The 18,275-nt window shown below is 67.5% G+C and carries 16 protein-coding genes; 10 read left to right on the top strand and 6 right to left on the bottom strand.

Translation table 11 applies throughout. The features are described from left to right. The first annotated feature begins 307 nt into the window (after positions 1-307). Genes G9465_RS13805 through G9465_RS13780 form a run of 6 tightly spaced genes read left to right on the top strand, consistent with a single transcriptional unit; the run spans position 308 to position 7,901 of the window. A complete protein-coding gene (locus G9465_RS13805) occupies positions 308-3,442 on the top strand; it encodes a molybdopterin-dependent oxidoreductase (RefSeq protein WP_166970951.1) in 3,135 nt (1,044 codons plus the stop codon). After that, on the top strand, positions 3,442-4,617 hold the full coding sequence (locus tag G9465_RS13800) for a 4Fe-4S dicluster domain-containing protein (RefSeq protein ID WP_166970949.1): 1,176 nt from the start codon (positions 3,442-3,444) through the stop codon (positions 4,615-4,617). The genes G9465_RS13805 and G9465_RS13800 overlap by 1 nt, the downstream gene beginning before the upstream one ends. Then, positions 4,614-5,354, top strand: coding sequence for a molecular chaperone (locus tag G9465_RS13795; protein ID WP_227015556.1), 741 nt, complete (start codon positions 4,614-4,616; stop codon positions 5,352-5,354). The genes G9465_RS13800 and G9465_RS13795 overlap by 4 nt, the downstream gene beginning before the upstream one ends. After that, the gene (locus tag G9465_RS13790) at positions 5,351-6,427 is read left to right on the top strand and encodes an ethylbenzene dehydrogenase-related protein (protein WP_166970947.1); all 1,077 of its coding nucleotides are present in this window, start codon (positions 5,351-5,353) and stop codon (positions 6,425-6,427) included. The genes G9465_RS13795 and G9465_RS13790 overlap by 4 nt, the downstream gene beginning before the upstream one ends. Further along, a complete protein-coding gene (locus G9465_RS13785; RefSeq protein ID WP_166970945.1) occupies positions 6,424-7,350 on the top strand; it encodes a HEAT repeat domain-containing protein in 927 nt (308 codons plus the stop codon). Before G9465_RS13790 ends, G9465_RS13785 begins: the two co-directional genes overlap by 4 nt. Further along, complete coding sequence (locus tag G9465_RS13780; protein ID WP_166970943.1) at positions 7,347-7,901, top strand: hypothetical protein; 555 nt, start codon at positions 7,347-7,349, stop codon at positions 7,899-7,901. Before G9465_RS13785 ends, G9465_RS13780 begins: the two co-directional genes overlap by 4 nt. Here G9465_RS13780 and G9465_RS13775 read toward each other — a convergent pair. The 3 genes from G9465_RS13775 to G9465_RS13765 all read right to left on the bottom strand — a co-directional run bounded on the left by G9465_RS13775 (position 7,868) and on the right by G9465_RS13765 (position 10,408). Further along, entirely contained in the window at positions 7,868-8,197 is a 330-nt protein-coding gene (locus tag G9465_RS13775) for a hypothetical protein (RefSeq protein WP_227015554.1), read from the bottom strand. The genes G9465_RS13780 and G9465_RS13775 overlap by 34 nt on opposite strands. A gap of 33 nt (positions 8,198-8,230) precedes the next feature. Further along, a complete protein-coding gene (locus tag G9465_RS13770) occupies positions 8,231-9,985 on the bottom strand; it encodes a DNA mismatch repair protein (protein ID WP_166970941.1) in 1,755 nt (584 codons plus the stop codon). 165 nt (positions 9,986-10,150) lie between these two features. After that, the gene (locus tag G9465_RS13765; RefSeq protein WP_166970939.1) at positions 10,151-10,408 is read right to left on the bottom strand and encodes a twin-arginine translocation signal domain-containing protein; all 258 of its coding nucleotides are present in this window, start codon (positions 10,406-10,408) and stop codon (positions 10,151-10,153) included. A gap of 219 nt (positions 10,409-10,627) precedes the next feature. Here G9465_RS13765 and G9465_RS13760 point away from each other — a divergent pair, with 219 nt between their 5' ends. Beyond that, positions 10,628-11,245 (top strand): zinc ribbon domain-containing protein, encoded by a 618-nt coding sequence (locus G9465_RS13760; RefSeq protein ID WP_166970937.1) that lies wholly within the window; start codon positions 10,628-10,630, stop codon positions 11,243-11,245. 45 nt (positions 11,246-11,290) lie between these two features. Further along, entirely contained in the window at positions 11,291-12,028 is a 738-nt protein-coding gene (locus tag G9465_RS13755; protein WP_166970935.1) for a sporulation protein, read from the top strand. 4 nt (positions 12,029-12,032) lie between these two features. Here the strand turns inward: G9465_RS13755 and G9465_RS13750 are convergent, their stop codons facing one another. Both G9465_RS13750 and G9465_RS13745 read right to left on the bottom strand, forming a co-directional pair. Continuing rightward, positions 12,033-14,867: a DEAD/DEAH box helicase gene (locus G9465_RS13750; protein ID WP_166970933.1), complete on the bottom strand. Its 2,835-nt coding sequence runs from the start codon at positions 14,865-14,867 to the stop codon at positions 12,033-12,035. 40 nt (positions 14,868-14,907) lie between these two features. Next, entirely contained in the window at positions 14,908-15,690 is a 783-nt protein-coding gene (locus G9465_RS13745; protein WP_166970931.1) for a hypothetical protein, read from the bottom strand. A 144-nt stretch (positions 15,691-15,834) separates the two neighbouring features. Between G9465_RS13745 and G9465_RS13740 the strand changes: the two genes are divergently transcribed. Next, entirely contained in the window at positions 15,835-16,605 is a 771-nt protein-coding gene (locus G9465_RS13740) for a creatininase family protein (RefSeq protein ID WP_166970929.1), read from the top strand. 69 nt (positions 16,606-16,674) lie between these two features. Further along, complete coding sequence (locus G9465_RS13735) at positions 16,675-17,520, top strand: class 1 fructose-bisphosphatase (RefSeq protein WP_166970927.1); 846 nt, start codon at positions 16,675-16,677, stop codon at positions 17,518-17,520. Between the two features lie 2 nt (positions 17,521-17,522). On the opposite strand, the gene G9465_RS13730 is transcribed toward G9465_RS13735, so the two are convergent. Continuing rightward, positions 17,523-18,272, bottom strand: a complete 750-nt coding sequence (locus tag G9465_RS13730; RefSeq protein ID WP_166970925.1) for a metallophosphoesterase — start codon at positions 18,270-18,272, stop codon at positions 17,523-17,525. Positions 18,273-18,275 lie beyond the last annotated feature (3 nt).

The following is an 18,275-nucleotide window of genomic DNA, read 5'->3' as shown; positions in this document are numbered from 1 at the left end:
CCGACGCACCCGCCGTCGGTAACACTGCGGGTTTTTGACCGTATTTCGAGAGCACGACGGACACTCACTAGCCGCACTCGCCGGTCCGCCGTCCGCTGGACGCGTACGGGAACTCGGCACCAAAAACGACCGCAACATTGCGGCTCCATACGAACCGTGTCTCTGTTCTTCCTAAACGTTTGTCCCGGACGTATTCGCACCCGTTCCGAGGCCGCTGGAACGCGCGTCTCGATACAAGGTTTCGCTGTCTCTAGGCTCGGGTGATGTACACACACCGCCAGCGAGTAACGAACAGGGGTGGTGCCCCGTGACGCTGTCACGCCGTGACTTCCTGAGTGCGGCCGGTGCCGGTACCATCGGCGCACTCGTCGGCAGCGGTTGGGGCGCCTCACAAGCGACAGACCCAGTGACGAGCGTCGAGAACCCGCTCACGTCGTATCCGAACCGCGACTGGGAACAGGTGTACCACGACATCTACGCCTACGACGCCGTCGACTGGACGGTCTGTCACCCCAACTGCACGCAGTCCTGTGCGCTGAACTTCTACATGAAAAACGGCGTGCCGATACGCGCCGAGCAGGTGTACCACAACGAGGAGCCCTCGGTTGGCCCGTCCGGCTACGAGGACGCCGGTGTCAGCCAGAACTGGAACCCCCGTGGCTGTATGAAGGGGCTGACGCTCCACCGGCGCACGTTCGAACCCTCCCGCATCAAGTACCCGATGGTCCGCAAGGGGTGGAGCCCGGACGACCCGAACCCCGAGGGTCGCGGCGAGGACGAGTTCGAGCGCGTCTCGTGGGACGAAGCCATCGACCTGCTGGCCGAGAAGATGGCCTCGTTGGAGGACAACAAGCGGTTCCACGTCTTCAACGCCATCAAGGCCGACGGCCTGTTCACCCGCCACGGAGCGGGCCGTCGCCTCGCCTCCGTCTTCGGCGGATGTGAGTGGACGGAGTACGACTGGTACGCCGACCTGCCGCCGGGCCACGTCATCACCACCGGCTACCAGACCAGCGACGCAGACGCCGCCGACTGGCGCAAGTCCGACTACACCATCATTCAGGGCAAGAACCTCATCCACAACAAACTCGCCGACAACCACTGGTTTCAGGAGATGCGCGAGCGCGGCGGGCAGATGGTCGGCATCTATCCGGACTACTCGCCGACGGTCCAGAAGTGCGACCGGTGGCTCCCCATCCGACCCGGGTCAGACCCGGCGATTCCGCTGGGCGTCGCCCACGTCGTCATCGAGGAGGACCTGTACGACGCCGCGTTCATGCGGCAGTTCACGAGTCTGCCGTTGCTCGTCCGCGACGACGACGACAAGTACCTTCGCGCCCACGAGGTGTTCGCCGACCGCGATCCGCCGGCCGAGGGTGACGAACGCGACTGGGGCGAGTTCGTCGTCGTAGACCAGTCTGGCAGTCCGGTCGCCGTCTCCCGCGAGGAGGTGGGCGAGGAGATGCCGGTCACGCCGAAACTGGAAGTCGACACCGACATCTCGCTGGCCGACGGGTCGACCGTCGGCGTCCGCACGGACTTCACCCGCCAGAAGACGAACGTGCTGGAGAACTACTCGCCCGAACAGGTCGAGGAGATCACGACCGTCCCCGCGGATGCACTGGCAAAGACGGCCCGGGAGTTCGCCGCCGCCGAGAACGGTCAGTGGTTCACCGGTGAGGGCATCAACCACTGGTTCCACGGCAACAGCGCGCTCCAGCGCTCCATCTTCTTCGTCCAGTCGATGCTCGGAAACGTCGGCAAACCGGGCTGTGGGTACTACAACTACTCGGGCCAGTACAAGATAGAACTGCTGGACGGCTATCCCCAGTACGTCAACCCCGACGGCCACTCGGCCCACGGGATGTATCCCGGGTACGCCTTCGCCTTCTTCGGCGGCGAGCAACTGGACCCCCACGATATTCGCGGGGATTTCGACCGGGAGCTGGACCTCGTCCCGCAGGGCGACGCCGACGAGCCGGTGATGCCGAGGGGGGCCGAGTCCTACACGATGTCGAAGCCGTCCGTCCTGTGGACGATGAACTGCAACCTCCTGAACCAGACGAAACATCAGGAGCACGTCATAGAGAACTTCGTGAAACACCCCGAGACGGAGAACGAACTCTTCGTCGTCTCGGACATGCATATGACTTACTCGGCCCGCCACGCCGACATCGTGCTCCCGGTGCCCTCGTGGCTGGAGTGTGACTACCCGGACGTCACCGTCGGGCCGGAGAACCCGTTCGTCCAGATGGACCACGGCGTGATGGACCCGCTGTACGACACCAAACAGGACGGAGAAATCATCGCGCTGGTCGCCGAGAAACTCGACGAGAAGATTCCGCCCGAGGAGCGCCGCGTCGACTCCTACCGCGAGTACTTCGCCGAGTTCCTCGACGAGGACGGGGACGTGACGAACTACATTCAGGCGGCGTTCGACGCCGGCATCACGACCCAAGACATCGACGTCGAAGACCTCGAAGACGGCCCCGAGCGGTTGAACCTCAAGACCTATCCGCGAGTCCCCTTCTACTCCCAGATTCACGACGACCGGCCGTTCTACACGAAGACCGGCCGGATGGAGTTCCACAAGGAGGAAGACCGCTTCGTCGAACTCGACCGGGACGATCTGGACCACATCGAGAGCGTCGAGGGGACGCCCTACGAACCGAACGCGAAGTGGCCCGAGGCCGGCGAGGGGTCGAACGACCTCTACGAGGAAGGGTACCAGTTCTACTACAACACGCCCCACTCGAAGTACCGAACCCACTCCTCGTGGGGCATGACCGACTGGAACCTCATCTGGTCGGCCCGTGACTTCGGGAGCGTCAGTGCCGACCCCGAGGGGACCGAGCGCCTGATAGACGACTTCTCGTTCCCCGAAGGCGAGGGCGACACCAGCGACGCGCCGCCGCTGGGAGAGGCGTTCGTGGAGATGCATCCCTCCGACGCCGCCGACATCGGCGTCGAGAACGGCGACTACGTCCGCATCAGCGGGATTCGAGGGGATACCGTGGTGCGAGTGATGGTCAGCGAGCGCCAGCGACCCGGTGACGCTGGGGACATGGGCCAACTGACCATCTGGCACGGGTGGTGGCCACAGCACTTCCCCGACGACGAGGAGTCCGAGGACGGCATCAAGGGGTTCAACGTCACGACGAACATCTGGCTGGACCCCGGTCAGGAGACCGACGAACTCGTCCACAAGGGCGTCTTCGGCGACCCGAACGTCTCCGACGTCGTCGACGAGGACGTGGCGTGGCACGGTGCGGAACTCGAACACGGTTACGAGGAGACGGTGTGGGCGCCGACGGGCGTCAACCGCGACGACCTCGTGACCGTCGAGAAGTACGAGGAGGCGGACTGGTGGCCCGGCGACGCCCGACGTGACGACCTGATGGAAGACTACATCGGCGGCAGTCTGCAGGGAGGTGGCAACTGATGGCGAAAACCTACAATCCACAACTCGGCCGCGAACAGCCCTACCCCTACGAACACCGCGAGGAAGACCGGGACTACCACTGGGGGATGGTCATCAACACGAACCGGTGTATCAACTGTAACACCTGCTCGTTCGCCTGTAAGTCGACGTGGACCAGCGGCGAGGGTGAGGAGTACATGTGGTGGATGAACGTCGAGACCGAACCCTACGGCGGCTATCCGATGGGGTGGGACATGAAACTCCTCTCCGAACTCGACGAGGACCAGACCATCTTCGAGGCCGCCGACACCGACGAACAGGTCAAAGGGTACATCGCCCAGAAGGAGGCGTGGGAGTACCCGGCGCTGGGCGACGACCAAGCCCACGGCGAGTACCCCCGTGGCGACGTCGTCGAGTCCGACCTGGAGAACGACGAGTACCACGACGTCTGGCAGTTCTACCTCCCGCGCCTCTGTAACCACTGCAAGAACCCCGCCTGTCTCGCCGGGTGTCCACGACAGGCCATCTACAAGCGCGAGGAGGACGGCATCGTCCTGCTTGACCAGGAGCGGTGTCGCGGGTACCGCCGCTGTGTGAAGGCCTGTCCGTACCACAAGCCGATGTACAACCCCGAGACGGGCATCACGGAGAAACCGGTCGGCTGTTACCCCCGCATCGAGGCGGGGAACGTCCCGCGGTGTGTCTCCTCGTGTATCGGGAAGACGCGCCTGCACGGCAACATCAACCGCGGGCCCGACGCCGAGTCGCCCGGCGGCAACGCACCCGGCGGGCGGTCACCCATCAACTACCTCGTCCACTCCGACGAGAAGGTGGCACTGCCGCTGTACCCGCAGTTCGGGACCCAGCCGCAGGTGTTCTACATGCCGCCGTACCACGTCCCGCCGGAGTTCCTCACGCAGATGTTCACCCCGAACACGGAGCAAAAGCGCAACGACTGGCCGGGGTCGACCTACGAGGAGTCCATCCGCATCGTCCAAGAGCGGGTTCGGGACCCCAGTCACCACGTGCTGGGAATCCTCCAGTTGTTCGGCGCGACGACCCGCCTCGTCGAGACGTACAACGTGAAAGAGAACCGCGTGAAGGGGTGGGACCAGAACGGCGAGAAGGTCGTGGATATGCCCATCTACGAGGACATCGAGGTCCGCGAGGGCGAACAGTGGACCAACCAACCATGACGGAGGACAGCATGACCGACACCGACATCGACACCACGGACCCGGCGTACCACAGCGCCCGCGCGGCGCTGTACGCCGCGACGGCCGGGGCGTTCGTCTATCCCGACGAGGAGGCGCTAACGGAGCTCCGAAGCCAAGATGCCGTCGAAGGTATCGAACGGGCAGCCGACCGACTCGGCCTCGGCACAGAGGCGAGACGGTTCACCGAGGCCCTCGCCGAGGCCGACCTATCCGACCTCCAGTCGGCCTACACCGACCTGTTCGGATTGCCGACCGACGACGGGACCTACCCGGTCGTTCCCTACGAGGGCAACTACACGGCCGGCGAGGAGGTAGACAAGCAACAGCGGCGAATCGCCGCCGTCGTCGGTCTGCTGGAGACGGTCGGTCTGGAGCCGAGCGAGTCGTTCGGCGAACGGCAGGACCACGTCGCCACCGAACTGGAGCTACTGCAGGTCGCCGCCGGGCAGCGAGCGGTCGTCACCGACCGAGCCGACGACCCCAGCGACAACGAGGTAGCCGGGGAGATACAGGGCATCGAAGCGGCCGCGCTGTCGAACCACCTCGCACCGTTCGTCCCCGCGATGGCCCACGACCTGCGGGCGACGACCGACTGTGAGGTGTATCTGGCCGCCGCCAACCTCGCCGAAGCGCTCGTGGAGTTCGACGACGCGGTACACCCCGACCCGCCGACGAGTCCCGACGAACTGTCGCCGCCGGGGGTGACGGCGCGATGAGCGTCGCCGACCCCCTCTCGAAACTCCGCGCGTCCGAGCTACTGGACGGCAAAGCGGCCGTTCGGTCGACGCTGGTCGCCGTCGTCGTCGCCGCCGCCGTCCTCCTCGCACAGGGCGCGGTAGCGGCGGCAGTCACGAGCGGTGCACAACCGACCGCACAGGTCTCTACAGCCCCCACGTCGCCCTCGGCGGCGACGTGGGACGACGCCCCGGTCCGGACCGTCTCGCTCCAGAAACAGCAGATGGCGATTCCCTACGGCGGCGGGTCGACGGACGAACTGGACGTACAGGCCGTGACCAACGAGACGCACGTCGCCTTCCGCCTGTCGTGGGCGGACCCGACACGCGACGACGGCATCGACTCGCCGCGCAACTACAGCGACGCCGTCGCCGTGATGGCCCGCGCCGGCAACCAACCGCCCATCACGATGGGTGCCACCGGCGAACCGGTCGACATCTGGTACTGGCGGTCCAGTTGGCAGTTCGGGAACAAGTCCTCGGAGTGGTCCGGTGACATGTACGCCTACCCCCACCCGGACGCAGAGACCAAGCCCGGTCGGGCCGCCGGAAACCCCCTCTCTCGGGCGGCCTACGAGAACTACGCCCAGAACTACTACGCCGAGGGCTACGGCTCATTGAGTCACGCACCCACCCAGCCAGTGCAGGCCCGCGGCGAACGCACGGACGAGGGCTGGGCCGTGACGTTTACCCGGCAGCGCCGGACAGAGGGCCAGTTCGACGCGACGTTCGACGGGTCGAAGCAGGTGTATCTGGCCTTCGCCGTCTGGAACGGGAGCGCCGACGAAGTAAACGGGAAGAAGTCTATCACGCTGCAGTACTCGACGCTGAACGTCGAGAGCGGCGAACTCTCCCCACCCGAGAGCGGCGGGTCTGGAGCCAGTTCCGGCGGTGCGAGCGGGAGTGGCACCGATAGTGGCAGCGCTAGTGGCGGGAGCGGCGGTTCCGGTGGCGCTGGAGGTTCCGCGTTCGGCCAGTTCAGCGGGATGCTGGGCACCGCGCTGTCGGCTATCGTCGCCGCGTGGCTCGTCGCCTACTGGAGGCTCGCACGATGACGCTGGAGGACTACCACAGCGCCCGCGACGGCGCACCGGCCGAGGACGAACAGTCCCTCCGCGAGTGTCTGGCCGACCCGAGCCAGCGGCGTATCGCCGCGCTCGCACTGGTCGACGTGGCCGAACGGGACGGCCTCGCGGACGAGACGGTGGCCGCACTCGCCCGTGTCGTCGAAACGACCGGTGGCCCCGACGCCAGACAGTTCGCCGTCGAGGCGATGGGGCTCGCGGGCACGGGCGTCGACGTGATTCGGGCAGCACTGAGCGACGACCACGGGTGGGTCCGCGCGGAGGCTGTCGTGGCCCTTTCCCGTGCCGACCCGGGTGCCACCGCCGTCCTCCGGGCGGCGCTTGACGACGACAGCGGGTGGGTCCGACGGAACGCCCTCATCGCGCTGGGCAAACTCGGTGCGGTGGACCAGTCCCTGCTCGTCGACCGAATCAAGACGGACCCGCACCCCGCCGCCCGGGAGTACGCCGCGCAGTTCCTCCCGGAGGCGGCCGACGACACCGACGAAGCAGTTCGCATCCTCGCGGCGGTGCTGGCCCGGGAACCGAACGCGTATGTCCGGGCGAAAGCGGCCGACGGCCTCGGCGAACTGGCGACGGCCCGCGCGGAAGAGGCGCTGGAGAAACAAGGCCTGACCGACCGGAGCGACGACGTGCGCCGGACCGCTCGGGTGGCCCTCGCAAACGCCCGCGGGACCGACCCCGAGGACATCGAGATACCCGGACACAACGACGAGGCCGGGACACCACCGATGGCGTCCCCACCCGGTGGGTCGGACGCGCCGAGTCCGGCGGACCCACGCTCTGGAGCAGGCGACAGCCACCAACAGGGACAGCGAGGCCAGCACCCGCCGAGCGGCCCCGGGCCAGCGCCGAGTCGTGAGTACGGCCCCGATGGAGGTGGGTCGCGATGAGCGGGGTCGACGACGCGGAGCCACAGCAGTCCGTGGCGCTGTCGATTCCACCGGAGTACGCCGCCGAGTTCGTCGCCGAGGTGTTCGAGGACGCAGAGCGGTCGATCGACTGGCCGACCGTCGTCGACGCGTTCGTGCCGTCGAACCACCGCGAGGCGTGGGACACGCTCACGCCGAGAGAGCAGGTCACGCAGATTCTCGACCGCGCGGGCGAGTACGACGCGGAGGCGGTCGAGGTACTGGAATCGATTCCGTCGGACGCCGACCGGTCGCTGGCCGAGTCGCGGTTCGACGAGGCGCTCCGACGGCGGCGGAACGCCGACGGGTTCCGGAACGCCGTCGCCGACGCTTACGCGTCGGGACACGTCGACGACGACGCACTCGTCGGCGCCGTCGAGGACGCGGGCTTCGAGACGGACACGATAGCCCAGCGGGAGGAGAAGCTGGAACTCGTCGCCGAGAAGCACGACTTCGAGTTCAAACCCTACGGCGGGACGCTACTGGACGAGGACCGGTATCAGACCGACTCGTCCGATTCGGCGACCTGGTGACCGTCCTCGCCCTCGACTTCGACCGGCTCGACGTCCTCGTCGGCGTCGAGTTCGCCCGCGAGCAGGCCCGTGAGGCCGGTGACGAGCATCCCGACGCCGGCGACGCGCGTCGCTCGGACGTACCAGTCTTTGGGTTCGAGATCGCCGGGGTTCTCGTAGCCGCTGAGGAGGAATTTCGCGTTCAGTTTGATGGCCTGCCGCGGGAGAAATACCGCGAGCACTCCTTGCCCGACCATCCACGCGTAACTGAGTGGGAGGAGTCGTCGTAGCATCAGGTCCACGTTGGGCCTCTCCATACCTGAACCCTCGCCTGTCGGCACTCCGGGCGTCTACTCGCTCTCGGTCCAGAGCGCGTCCGAGAGGGTACGCTGGACGGCCTCCTCGCCGACGGCGCGGGCAAGCGTCTCGAACCCGCTCCGCTCGACGGGGTCGTTCGCGTTGGCGACGAGTCTGGAGACGATGAACTCCGGCGTGGACTTCCCGACGGTGCCGAAACGCGGTTGGTAGTCCACCTGCAAGTCGAGGTCCTGACTCAGTCCCTCGGCGAAGATGCCGTCCGTGCGGGCCGCTGCGGGCAGCGGTTCGAGGTCGGCCGCGAGGTGCGTAACGAACACGCCGAGTGCGTCGCGGTCGACGGTCAACGTGACTAGACCGTGCAACAGATTCGCCGCGGAGCCCGGTTCGGTGATGGCCTCGAACTCGTCGACGAGCATCAGCGCCCGGTCCCCGCCGGTCAGCGGCGGGACGACCGACCGGAGCGTGGATTCGAGGACGCCCGCGTTGAACGAGGCGTGCCGGCGGTGGAAGACGACGGTGTCGACCAGTCCCACCTCGGCGGCCTCGGCGGGCACCGGGAGGCCCATCTGGGCGAGCAGTTGGACCTGACACAGCGTTTCGAGGAGCGTGGTCTTCCCGCCGGAGTTCGCCCCCGTGAGGACGGCCACACGGTCGCCGCTGGGCGGGTCGTTCGCGGAGTGGACCGCCAGCGTGTGGTCGCCGATAGCGTAGGTGACCGGTTGGATGTCGTCCGTGTCGGCCAGCGCGAGGTTTCGGGCGTTGCGGACGGCGATGGTCTCGCGGTCGACGAACGTCGGCCGGGTGAGGTCGTAGGCGATGGCGAACCGGGCGAGCGACACCGACAGCGCCACGTCGCCCACGACGGCGACGGCGGCGTCGACGTCCTCGCGCGCGGCCGTGAGGTCGTCTTCGAGGCTCGCCGCGACGGTCTGTTCGCGCTCTTCGACGGCGCTCCGGAGCGACGAGCGCAGTTCGCGGAGCGCGGCGTCCACGAAGTCCTGCGCGTCCGTCGCCTCGCGCGGCATCGCGTCCCTGACTCGCGTGCCGTCGACGCCCGTCTCGCCGGTGACGTGCCGGACCAGCGCGTCCTGAAACTCGTCGGGTCGGCGGGCGTCCTCCTGTACCGCCTCGACCACTTCGGGCGTCGCCGCGGCGAGGTCCGCTATTTGGCCGAGTTGGGTCCGTAGGCGGTCGAGTTGCTCGTCTGCACCCTCGCCGACCCGGTCGCCCTCGCCCGCGAGGCCGGCGAGTGCGGCCCGGGCGTCGGTCAGCGCGTCGCCGTCCAGTTCCGCGACGGCGTCGAACACGCCCTCTGAGACGCCCGTGTCCTTGAGCGCGAGCGCCGTCTCGACGGCCGCGCGCTCCCCGCCGGCCTCGTAGCGTTCGAACGCGTCGAGGACGGCCCGATGGTCGTCCTCCGAGAGGGTTGCCCACGTGTCTCTGGCCGCTAATACGTCGTCCAGCCGTTCCTCCATCGCCTCTCGGGTCGGTAGCGGGGTCAGGACCCGAATCTTGTCGGCCGCGCCGGGCGTGACGGCGTACTCCTCGGCGAGGTCCAGCAGTTCCTTGTACACGTCGCGGGTGTCACGGGTCGCCAGGAGGTCCATCGACTCGGCCCCCGTCGCCCGCCGGAGGATACGCGTGGCCCGGCCTCGCGAGAGGCCCGCTGCCGTGAGCGCGCGCGTGTCCGCCGACTCGATGGCCTCGACGGCCCGTTCGACGCCCAGTTCCTCGCTCAGTAGCTCGGACGTCTTCGGGCCGATGCCCCAGTACTCCTCCAATCGCATAGGCGGGCCGACGGGCGGCCCGGGTTTAGTCGTTTATCATGGCCTCTCCGGGCCGTCTTCACCCCTCTGACTCGCCGGACTGGGCCTGATTGGCTTCGAGGTCCTGCCAGTCGACGGTCCCCTGTTCGGCGATCGTCGCTGGCTGTAGTGCCGGGTCCGTGAGCGTCACGCGAGCGAGGCCGACCGGCCCGGCCCGTGGCTCGGACAGATTCTCGGGAGTCGACGTCTCGAAGGCCTGCAGCCACGTGTCCGGGACTGGCTCCGGGGGACCGTCCCCCGCCCGTCCGTCTCCCGCTCACCGCCGCCCTGCCGGCCGTCGTCCGCCTGTGCGGTCGCCGTCCCGCCGAGTCCCGACAGCACGGCACCGGCACCGAGCGCCTTCATCACGTCTCGCCGCGAGGAGTCTGTTGGGTACTGTCCCATGGCGGGCCGTCATCACGCATCGTCCTTTGTTAACGAGTCCAACGGGACGAGGAAACGAGTACAAGACCGCGTTACCGGCGCTGGCGGTCGCCCGGCCGACTGGAAAGACGACCTTTGCGTCGATAGGGTGGCCGTATCGTTTCCAGACCCGACGCTCACTCGAAGACGGACCGCCCTTGTCTCCGGACCACTCAAGCCCTCGGCGTCGTAAGCGGTCGTATGGCCGACGGACCGGACGCCGACGGGCCGGCTTGTCCCGCCTGCGGGGCGCCCCTCGACTCCCTCACATTCGAGTGTCCGGCCTGCGGGGAGCGACTGCTCTCCGAGGCGCAACTGGCCAGACTCGACGAGCAGATGGCGGCGGCCTTCGAGGGCGACCGCGACGGCGCACCGGGGTGGGCCGTCGCCCTGACCGGACTGGCACTCGGCATCGCCATCGCGCCGCTGGTCGCCTACGCCGCCGTCATCGCCGTCGGTGACCTCCCCCTGTCTGCCCTCGCCGTGCTTCTCCTCGCGGGGTGGCTCCTCCCGGCGGCGTACCTCGGCCGGTTCCCCTCGCCCAGTGCGGCGCTCGCACGCGGCCTCTACCTCGTCGTCGTCGGCGTCGTCGCCGTCGTCCTCGCGGTGGCCTACGACGCGGTCTCCGGCGGGTCCTCGCTCGTCACCCAGCGAACCGGAGTCGTCGCCACGCTCTTGGCGGTGCCCGCCGTCGTCGCCGTCCTGTTGGCGCGCCGCGTCGCGGCCCGGGCCGCGAGACAGGCCCGTGGTGAACCCGGACCGCTACACAAACGCGCGGGTATCGAACCCGACGGTGAGGACGACGGTGACACTCCCTGACAGACACGAAGTTTATAACCGACGGCGACGCCACCCACTGATGGCATGAAAGACGTGCTCTCCCGCATCGGAATTGGTTCCGCCCATGTCGACACTGTCTTACCCTCCAGTACGGTCCGCGCCGGCGACGCCGTCGACGCCGAAGTCCACGTCGAGGGTGGCTCGACCGACCAGGACATCGACGCCATCTACTTCGCGCTGGAGACGGAGTACCGCATCGAGGAGGGGTACGCCGACGCCATCGTCGACAAGTGGCAACTGACAGAACCGTTCACCATCGAGTCCGGCGAGGAACGGCGCTTCGAGACGACTATCGACGTCCCCCGCCGGACGCCGGTGACCGTCGGGTCCGTCTCCGTCGAAATCGAGACGGGACTCGACATCTCGATGGCCGTCGACCCCGAGGACGAGGACCGAATCGAGGTCCGACCGACCGAGCGTCTGCAGGCCGTCTTCGACGCGCTAGAGAACGTCGGGTTCTCCCTGCGCTCCTCGTCCTGCGAGGCCCGTCCCGGCGGCATCTTCTCGACGTCGGCGAGTTTCGTCCAGGAGTTCGAGTTCCGCCCCCAGCGCGGTGAGTTCTCCGGCGAGGTTGACGAAGTCGAGATAATCCCGGTGTACGACGGCAACGGCCTCACCGTCCACATGGAGGTCGACCGGCGCGGCGGCCTGCTCTCGGAGGCCATGGACATCGACGAACGGCACACCTCCTTCACCGTTCAGCGTGCCGACCCGTCGACCATCGAACCGTCGCTGACGCAGGCGATTCGGGACCTGAGCTGACTGCTTAGCCCCAGAACGACTGCGTTCTGGCGTACTCTCGTTCCTGTCGGAGGATGTCCCGATAGAACTCGTCTTCGTCCTCCCGCAGGCGGTTGATGATGCGCGCGGCGTTGTGCGGGCCGACCCCCCGCGCGGCGAGGGCGACGACGGCCTGCTTGCCGTGGGTCTGGACGAGCGATCCGGCGCGGTAGGCGCGCTCGGTCATCTTCTCTTGCTCCTCGTCCTTCTCGTCGGCCCGCACCGCCGAGACGACTTCGTCGGCCCACGGGTTCAGCGCGGCGACGCGGGTGGACCCGCATTTGGGACACGCTGGCTGGTCACGAACCCGGCCGACCTGCTGTTTCCGGTCCCAGTCCTGACAGTGCAGACAGAGCAGGATGACCCGGTCGCTCTGGATGCGCTCTCTGACCGTCTGGATGACGCTCGCGTCTGCGTTCTCCGGCGAGAGCAGTTCACGGCCCGACGAACGACCGCCGAGGCCGACGGGGGTCCGCTCGGCCACCGTCTCCAGCGCCACCTCGCCGGACTGGAGGCGTTCGAGGAGCGTCGCCGTCGCTTCGATAGCGAGGTCCTCGTGCCGAACCTCCCGCAGGGCTTCCTCGTACATCGGCGTGTCCTCCAGCGCGGCCAACAGGCGGTCCCGTCCGAACTCCGTCGACCCGCGGCCGCGCCAGCGCTTGAGCGACCCGAACTTGGTCGCGACCTGTGCGAGTTTGAACTTCAGCGCGTCGGCGTTCTTCAGGCTCAACTCCACCAAGGCGGGAATGTGGTCGGGGTCCGTCTCCTCCAGTACCTCGATGACGTCACCGGCGGTGATTCGCCGGGGGACTTCAAGCCCGATGCGGTAGGGGTCGACCTCCATGGCGACTGAGGACCCGGCCCGCTGTCCCAGCAGTGCCGAGAGGACGCGACCCAGCGTCTCGTTGACGGTGTGGCCGTAACACGAATTGACGACTACTTCCCGGCCGTGAAACTCCACGAGGACGGTCCCGTCGTCGGGAATCGGCCCCTCGTGGTCCGCCAGTTGCGAGAGACCGTCGGCGACCGTCTCGTGGTCGCCGTCGTACCGGGCGGCGACGTGGGAGGCGACTGAATCGACCGGCGCTCCGTCCTGTAACTGGCTGCCGGCGACACGGCGCAACTCGCCGACCTCCTGTGCGACGGCCTGTGGCACCGGAATCTCGGACCCGGTCCACGACGGCACTTCGCCGGCGGGGTCCTCGATGGGCGAGACGGTCACCACTTCCTCCTCCTCGTCGATGTGGGTGATGCGCCACATCTCGCCGCGCTGGACGAACACCTCGCCGGGGGTGGCGAAGTTGACGACGAAGCGTTCGTCTAAGGTCCCGACCTGCTTGCCGGAGGCCACGTCCTCCACTTCGTAGGTGGCCTCGTCGGGAATCATCGAGAGGTTCTGGTAGAAGTACTGCCACGTGCCGCGGCGCTTCTCTAGGGTGTCGCGCTCCTCGTCCAACCAGACGACGTTGTTCTCGGCCAGTTCCCGCACTACCTCCTTGAACTCGGCTTCCCCGAGGTCACGGAACGGGTACGCCCGCGCGAGGACGTGGTAGGCCGCCATCGCGCGAACCTCGCCGGTGTCCATCACGAGGCCGGCAATCTGGTTGGCGACGGTGTCGAGGCTCCCGTCGTGAATCTGTGCGGGTTCCACGTCGCCTGCTTGCGCCTGCCGGGCGATGGCCAGCGCCTCCAGCGTGTCGTCGGCGTGGGTCGTGACGACGGTTCCCGTCGACACTTCGTCGCGGCGGTGGCCGGCACGGCCGACGCGCTGGACCAATCGGGACACCTGCCGCGGACTCCCGTACTGGACGACGTGGTCGACGTGGCCCACGTCGATACCCAGTTCCATCGAGGAGGTACACAGCAGGGCGTCGAGGTCGCCGGCCTTGAACCGGTCCTCGACGTCGATGCGGGCCTCCTTCGAGAGCGACCCGTGGTGGACCCCGAGGTTCGTCCCCAGTTCCTTGAACCGCGAGCCGAGTGCCTCCGCCGTCTGGCGCGTGTTCACGAACAGCAGGACCGACTCCTTCTCGGCTATCAGGTCGTCGATGTAGCGGACGTGACTGGCCGTCTCGGCGTCGGTGACGAGTTCGCTGGAGAGACGTTCGTCCCGGTCGGTCACCTGCGGGCGGACCACCTCGACGTCGAGACGACTGCCGATGTCCACCTCGACGACCGAACAGGGGCCACCGCCGGTGAGAAAGCGCCCGACCTCCTCGGGGTCGCCGACGGTCGCCGAGAGGCCGACGCGCTGGAACCGGCCTGCAACCTCTCGCAGGCGCTCTAACCCGACGGTCAACTGGGCGCCGCGCTTCGCGGCGGCGAGTTCGTGGACCTCGTCGACGACGACGTGGTCGACGTCCTCCAGCGCCACGCGGAGTTTCGACCCGGTGAGCATCGCCTGCAGCGTCTCGGGCGTCGTCACCAGCACGTCCGGCGGGTCGTTGGCTTGCTTCTGTCGCTGGTAGTCGGTGGTGTCGCCGTGGCGAACGTCGACGTCCAGACCGAGCGTCTCGCCCCACCACTCCAGTCGCTCACGCATGTCGCGGTTGAGCGCCCGGAGCGGCGTGATGTAGAGCGCGCCGATGCCGAACCGGTCGCCGTCTTCGACGAGGGCGTCCAGCACCGGGAGCATCGCCGTCTCCGTCTTCCCGGTGCCGGTGGGGGCGACCACGAGGGCGTCGTCGCCGCGGGCGAGCGCCGGGATGGCCTTCCGCTGTGGCTCCGTCGGCGTCGTGAATCCGCGCTCCGAGAGGGCGGCCCGCACCGCGTCGCCCAGCGCTGTGAACGCGTCTTGACCCTGTGTCACCCCGTCGGTCATCGAGGCCGACTAGCGACTACATCGGGTTAAACACGTTGTGTCACTGGCTGTCGTGGTCCGTCCGTGACTCCGTGTCTCGGCCGAAGAGGAGATGTCCGAGAACGACGGCGATACACAGCAGGACACCCACGACGGCGACGGGAATCCCGTAAAGGAATCCCACGAATCCGGCACCGAAGTAGGTACCACCGTCCCGGTGAATCGAGTAGAGGGTCCCGTTCTTCGAGACGAGTATCGGCGAGCGCTCGACGACCGCGCTGTTCTCGTGCGGTCGGTAGCTCCCGATACCGGCGTCACCGCTGGTGTTGGCGACGATCCGGTCGACGGTCCGCTGTGTCTGCGGACCGAGTGATTCGTACGCCACCGCCTGCCTGTCGACCGTCTCTGTCACCACCTGCTCTCGAGTCACGTGCGTCGTCTCGACGGTACCGCCGCCAGCAGCTACAGTGAACGCGTAGTACTCGTTTTGGTACCGGAGGTAGGTGTAGTTCCTCGCTACCGCTTGGATGTCTGACCTGACTGCGGGGGCCGACCGTGTGGCGGTCCCGTTCTGTATCGCTCGGACGAGGGTCCGTCGCAACCGGGAGGGGGCGTCGTACCTCTCGGTCGAGAGGTCGGCCGCGACTTCGAGTCGGAGCGTCCGGTCGTAGTAGACGAGAATCGTCTCCTGTCCGTCCTCGGTGGCCGGGTCGACCACCGGACCGTTGTACGGCGCGTCGGTCTGCGAGTGCGTCATCTCGATAGCGACCGGGAGGTACAGCGGTGCCGGGATACAGAGGAGGCCGATTACGAGGACGAGTATGGCAGGGCGGCCGAGGTCCATTCCGGATGCCTGGTCGTTAAATTACTGGACAAAAGTACCTTGTGTTAACCCTCTAGGCCTGTCGGTTCTCGACTGACGGTCCACGACCATCTGACCGCCCCCGACCGGCAGCACGTTGAAGACGCTGGCAGCGTCAGATATGGTATGTATCTCGCCGACGAGGCGTGGCCGGACCTCGAATCGTACTTCGAGTCTGAGTCGCTGGCGCTGGTTCCGCTGGGGTCGACCGAACAGCACGGGCCACACCTCCCCGAGGCGACGGACCACCTCATCGCCGAGTCGTTCGCCCGGGCCGCCGCCGAGGACACTGGATACCTCTGTACGCCGACCATCTCCGTCGGCGTCAGCCCGCACCATCGGCAGTTCCACGGGACGATGTGGGCCGACGCGCCCGCGTTTCGCGACTACGTCGAGAGTATCACCCGAAATCTCTCGTACCACGGCATCGACCGCGTCGTCTTCGTCAACGCCCACGGGGGCAACGTCGAGCATCTGCGTGAGGTCGGTCGACGCCTACGCGACGACGGTACGATGTACGCCATCGAGTGGATGTGGGACGAGAGCATCACCGACTACATCGAGGAGGCATTCGAGACGCCCGGCCCCCACGGCGGTCCGAAGGAGACGTCGCTCGTCCAGTACCTCGCCCCCGAGTTGGTCCACGAGGACCGCATCGAGGACGCTCGGGACGGCGGTCTGCGGGAGTTCGACGAGTCGACCGGGCGCGTCCACGGGGCGCGAACGTTCTACGACACCATCGACAACACCGAGAACGGCGTACTCGGTGACCAGACCGACGCCTCCGCCGAGGTCGGCGAGGAACTGTTCGAGGCCGCCCTCTCGAACCTCTGTCACCTCTGTGAGTGGCTCGCCGACCAGCGGTTCGAGGACCTGCTACCGAAAGCCCACGTGTAGCCTTATGTCGGTGGCCCTCCGACGTCCCGGTGAGATGAACGACAGCGGCGAGCCACGGAGGACCGGCCGATGAACACGCTGGACGACATCGAGCGAGCGGTCAAGGACACCGCGCACTACGTCAGCAGCAATCTGGCGAACTACGCGGACCGCTCCGGGGCGCAGAACCCGAGCGGCGAGCAACAGGTCGGCGGCGACGTCTGGGCCGACGACCTCTTTTTCGACGCCCTCTCGTACGTCGAGGGAGTGGGCGGCTACGCCAGCGAGGAGCGCGAGGACGTCGTCGACTGCGGCGAGGGGTACACCGTCGCCATCGACCCACTCGATGGCTCTGCGAACCTCGCGTCGAACAACTCCGTCGGCACTATCGTCGGCATCTACGATGGAGAGGTGCCCGCAAGCGGCCGTGAGATGGTCGCCTCGATGATGGTGTTGTACGGGCCCTACACCACGATGACCGTCGCCCGGGAGGACCGCGACGTGGTTCAGGAGTACCTCCTCCGTGACGGCCACAGCGAGCGCTGGGGGACCTTCTCGCTGCCCGACGAACCGACTGTCGTCGGCCTCGCCGGCAAGTACAACGAACGCAGCGACCCGATGAACGAGTTCGCACAGCAACTGTCGAGAGAGCTGAAACCCCGGTACGGCGGTGCGACCGTCGCGGACCTCGCACAGGTGCTTGAGTACGGCGGCCTCTTTGGCTATCCGGCGACAGAGACCTATCCCGGCGGGAAACTCCGCGTGCACTTCGAGGCCGCGCCGCTCGCGTACCTCGTCGAAGCGGCCGGTGGCGGGTCGACGGACGGCGAGCAGTCCTTACTCGACGTCGACCCCGAGGGCCTCCACGACCGGACGCCGACGTTCCTCGGCAACAGGGAACTCGTCGAGCGGACGGAGACGGCGCTGAGCGAGTAGCCTCAGACGCGGCGGTACCGCCCGAGTCGCGTCCCGTCGAGCAGGAACGCTTCCGTGTCGGTCATCCCCGCCGGGAGGAACGGCGCGAGGAAGTCCTGTCCCTCGACGTTGACCCACGTTCCGCCCGAGCGGTCGTTGAACGCCGGGAAGACGACGAGGTCCGCGCTCGTCTCGACGGTGACGCCGTCGTGCTCCGCGAACGGGTCGGCGACGAGCGACCCGCGGAGCCACGCCCGTTCCTTGCGAGCGCCGCCCACCTCGTCCTCCAATCTGACGACGGGGTGTTCGTGGCCCATGCAGACCACCTCGGCGTTCAGCACGTCGGGCGCGGGCCACGTGTGCCCGTGGACGAATCCCACGTCGCCGATGCGGGTGCCGTGGCCCGGCGTCACGTCGACGGCGGGCGCGAGGTCGTCGAGGATGCCTTCGAGGTCGCCGTCGTGGTTCCCTTTCACCAGCGTCACGGGCACGTCGACGGCGTCGAACAGCGCCGCGAGTTCGTCGCGCTCGTCGTCGAACGGCGACCCGATGGCGTGGCCGAGGTCGCCGAGGACGACCAGTCGGTCCGCGCTGGTCCGGTCGAGGAGCGACAGCAACCGCTCCCGGCGTCGGTCGGCGGCGGACTGCAGTTCCACGCCGTCGTAGCGCAGACCGGCCTCGATGCCGGCGTGGTAGTCGGCGACGGCCAGCAGTCGCTCCCCGTCGGTCTCGACGGTCGCGGCCGGTGCGTTCGGGAACGGTTCGACGCGCATCGC

This window comes from Haloarcula sp. JP-L23 (assembly GCF_011602445.1).
Lineage (GTDB): Archaea > Halobacteriota > Halobacteria > Halobacteriales > Haloarculaceae > Haloarcula > Haloarcula pellucida.
The sequence above is the reverse complement of the archived record's forward strand: the minus strand, read 5'-3'. Positions and strand labels throughout refer to the sequence as shown.

Coding starts and splice junctions, on each gene's coding strand:
- G9465_RS13800 (WP_166970949.1), top strand. CDS start 3,442: ATGGCGAAAACCTACAATCCACAACTCGGCCGCGAACAGCCCTACCCC.
- G9465_RS13795 (WP_227015556.1), top strand. CDS start 4,614: ATGACGGAGGACAGCATGACCGACACCGACATCGACACCACGGACCCG.
- G9465_RS13790 (WP_166970947.1), top strand. CDS start 5,351: ATGAGCGTCGCCGACCCCCTCTCGAAACTCCGCGCGTCCGAGCTACTG.
- G9465_RS13785 (WP_166970945.1), top strand. CDS start 6,424: ATGACGCTGGAGGACTACCACAGCGCCCGCGACGGCGCACCGGCCGAG.
- G9465_RS13780 (WP_166970943.1), top strand. CDS start 7,347: ATGAGCGGGGTCGACGACGCGGAGCCACAGCAGTCCGTGGCGCTGTCG.
- G9465_RS13775 (WP_227015554.1), bottom strand. CDS start 8,197: ATGGAGAGGCCCAACGTGGACCTGATGCTACGACGACTCCTCCCACTC.
- G9465_RS13770 (WP_166970941.1), bottom strand. CDS start 9,985: ATGCGATTGGAGGAGTACTGGGGCATCGGCCCGAAGACGTCCGAGCTA.
- G9465_RS13765 (WP_166970939.1), bottom strand. CDS start 10,408: ATGGGACAGTACCCAACAGACTCCTCGCGGCGAGACGTGATGAAGGCG.
- G9465_RS13760 (WP_166970937.1), top strand. CDS start 10,628: ATGGCCGACGGACCGGACGCCGACGGGCCGGCTTGTCCCGCCTGCGGG.
- G9465_RS13755 (WP_166970935.1), top strand. CDS start 11,291: ATGAAAGACGTGCTCTCCCGCATCGGAATTGGTTCCGCCCATGTCGAC.
- G9465_RS13750 (WP_166970933.1), bottom strand. CDS start 14,867: ATGACCGACGGGGTGACACAGGGTCAAGACGCGTTCACAGCGCTGGGC.
- G9465_RS13745 (WP_166970931.1), bottom strand. CDS start 15,690: ATGGACCTCGGCCGCCCTGCCATACTCGTCCTCGTAATCGGCCTCCTC.
- G9465_RS13740 (WP_166970929.1), top strand. CDS start 15,835: ATGTATCTCGCCGACGAGGCGTGGCCGGACCTCGAATCGTACTTCGAG.
- G9465_RS13735 (WP_166970927.1), top strand. CDS start 16,675: ATGAACACGCTGGACGACATCGAGCGAGCGGTCAAGGACACCGCGCAC.
- G9465_RS13730 (WP_166970925.1), bottom strand. CDS start 18,272: ATGCGCGTCGAACCGTTCCCGAACGCACCGGCCGCGACCGTCGAGACC.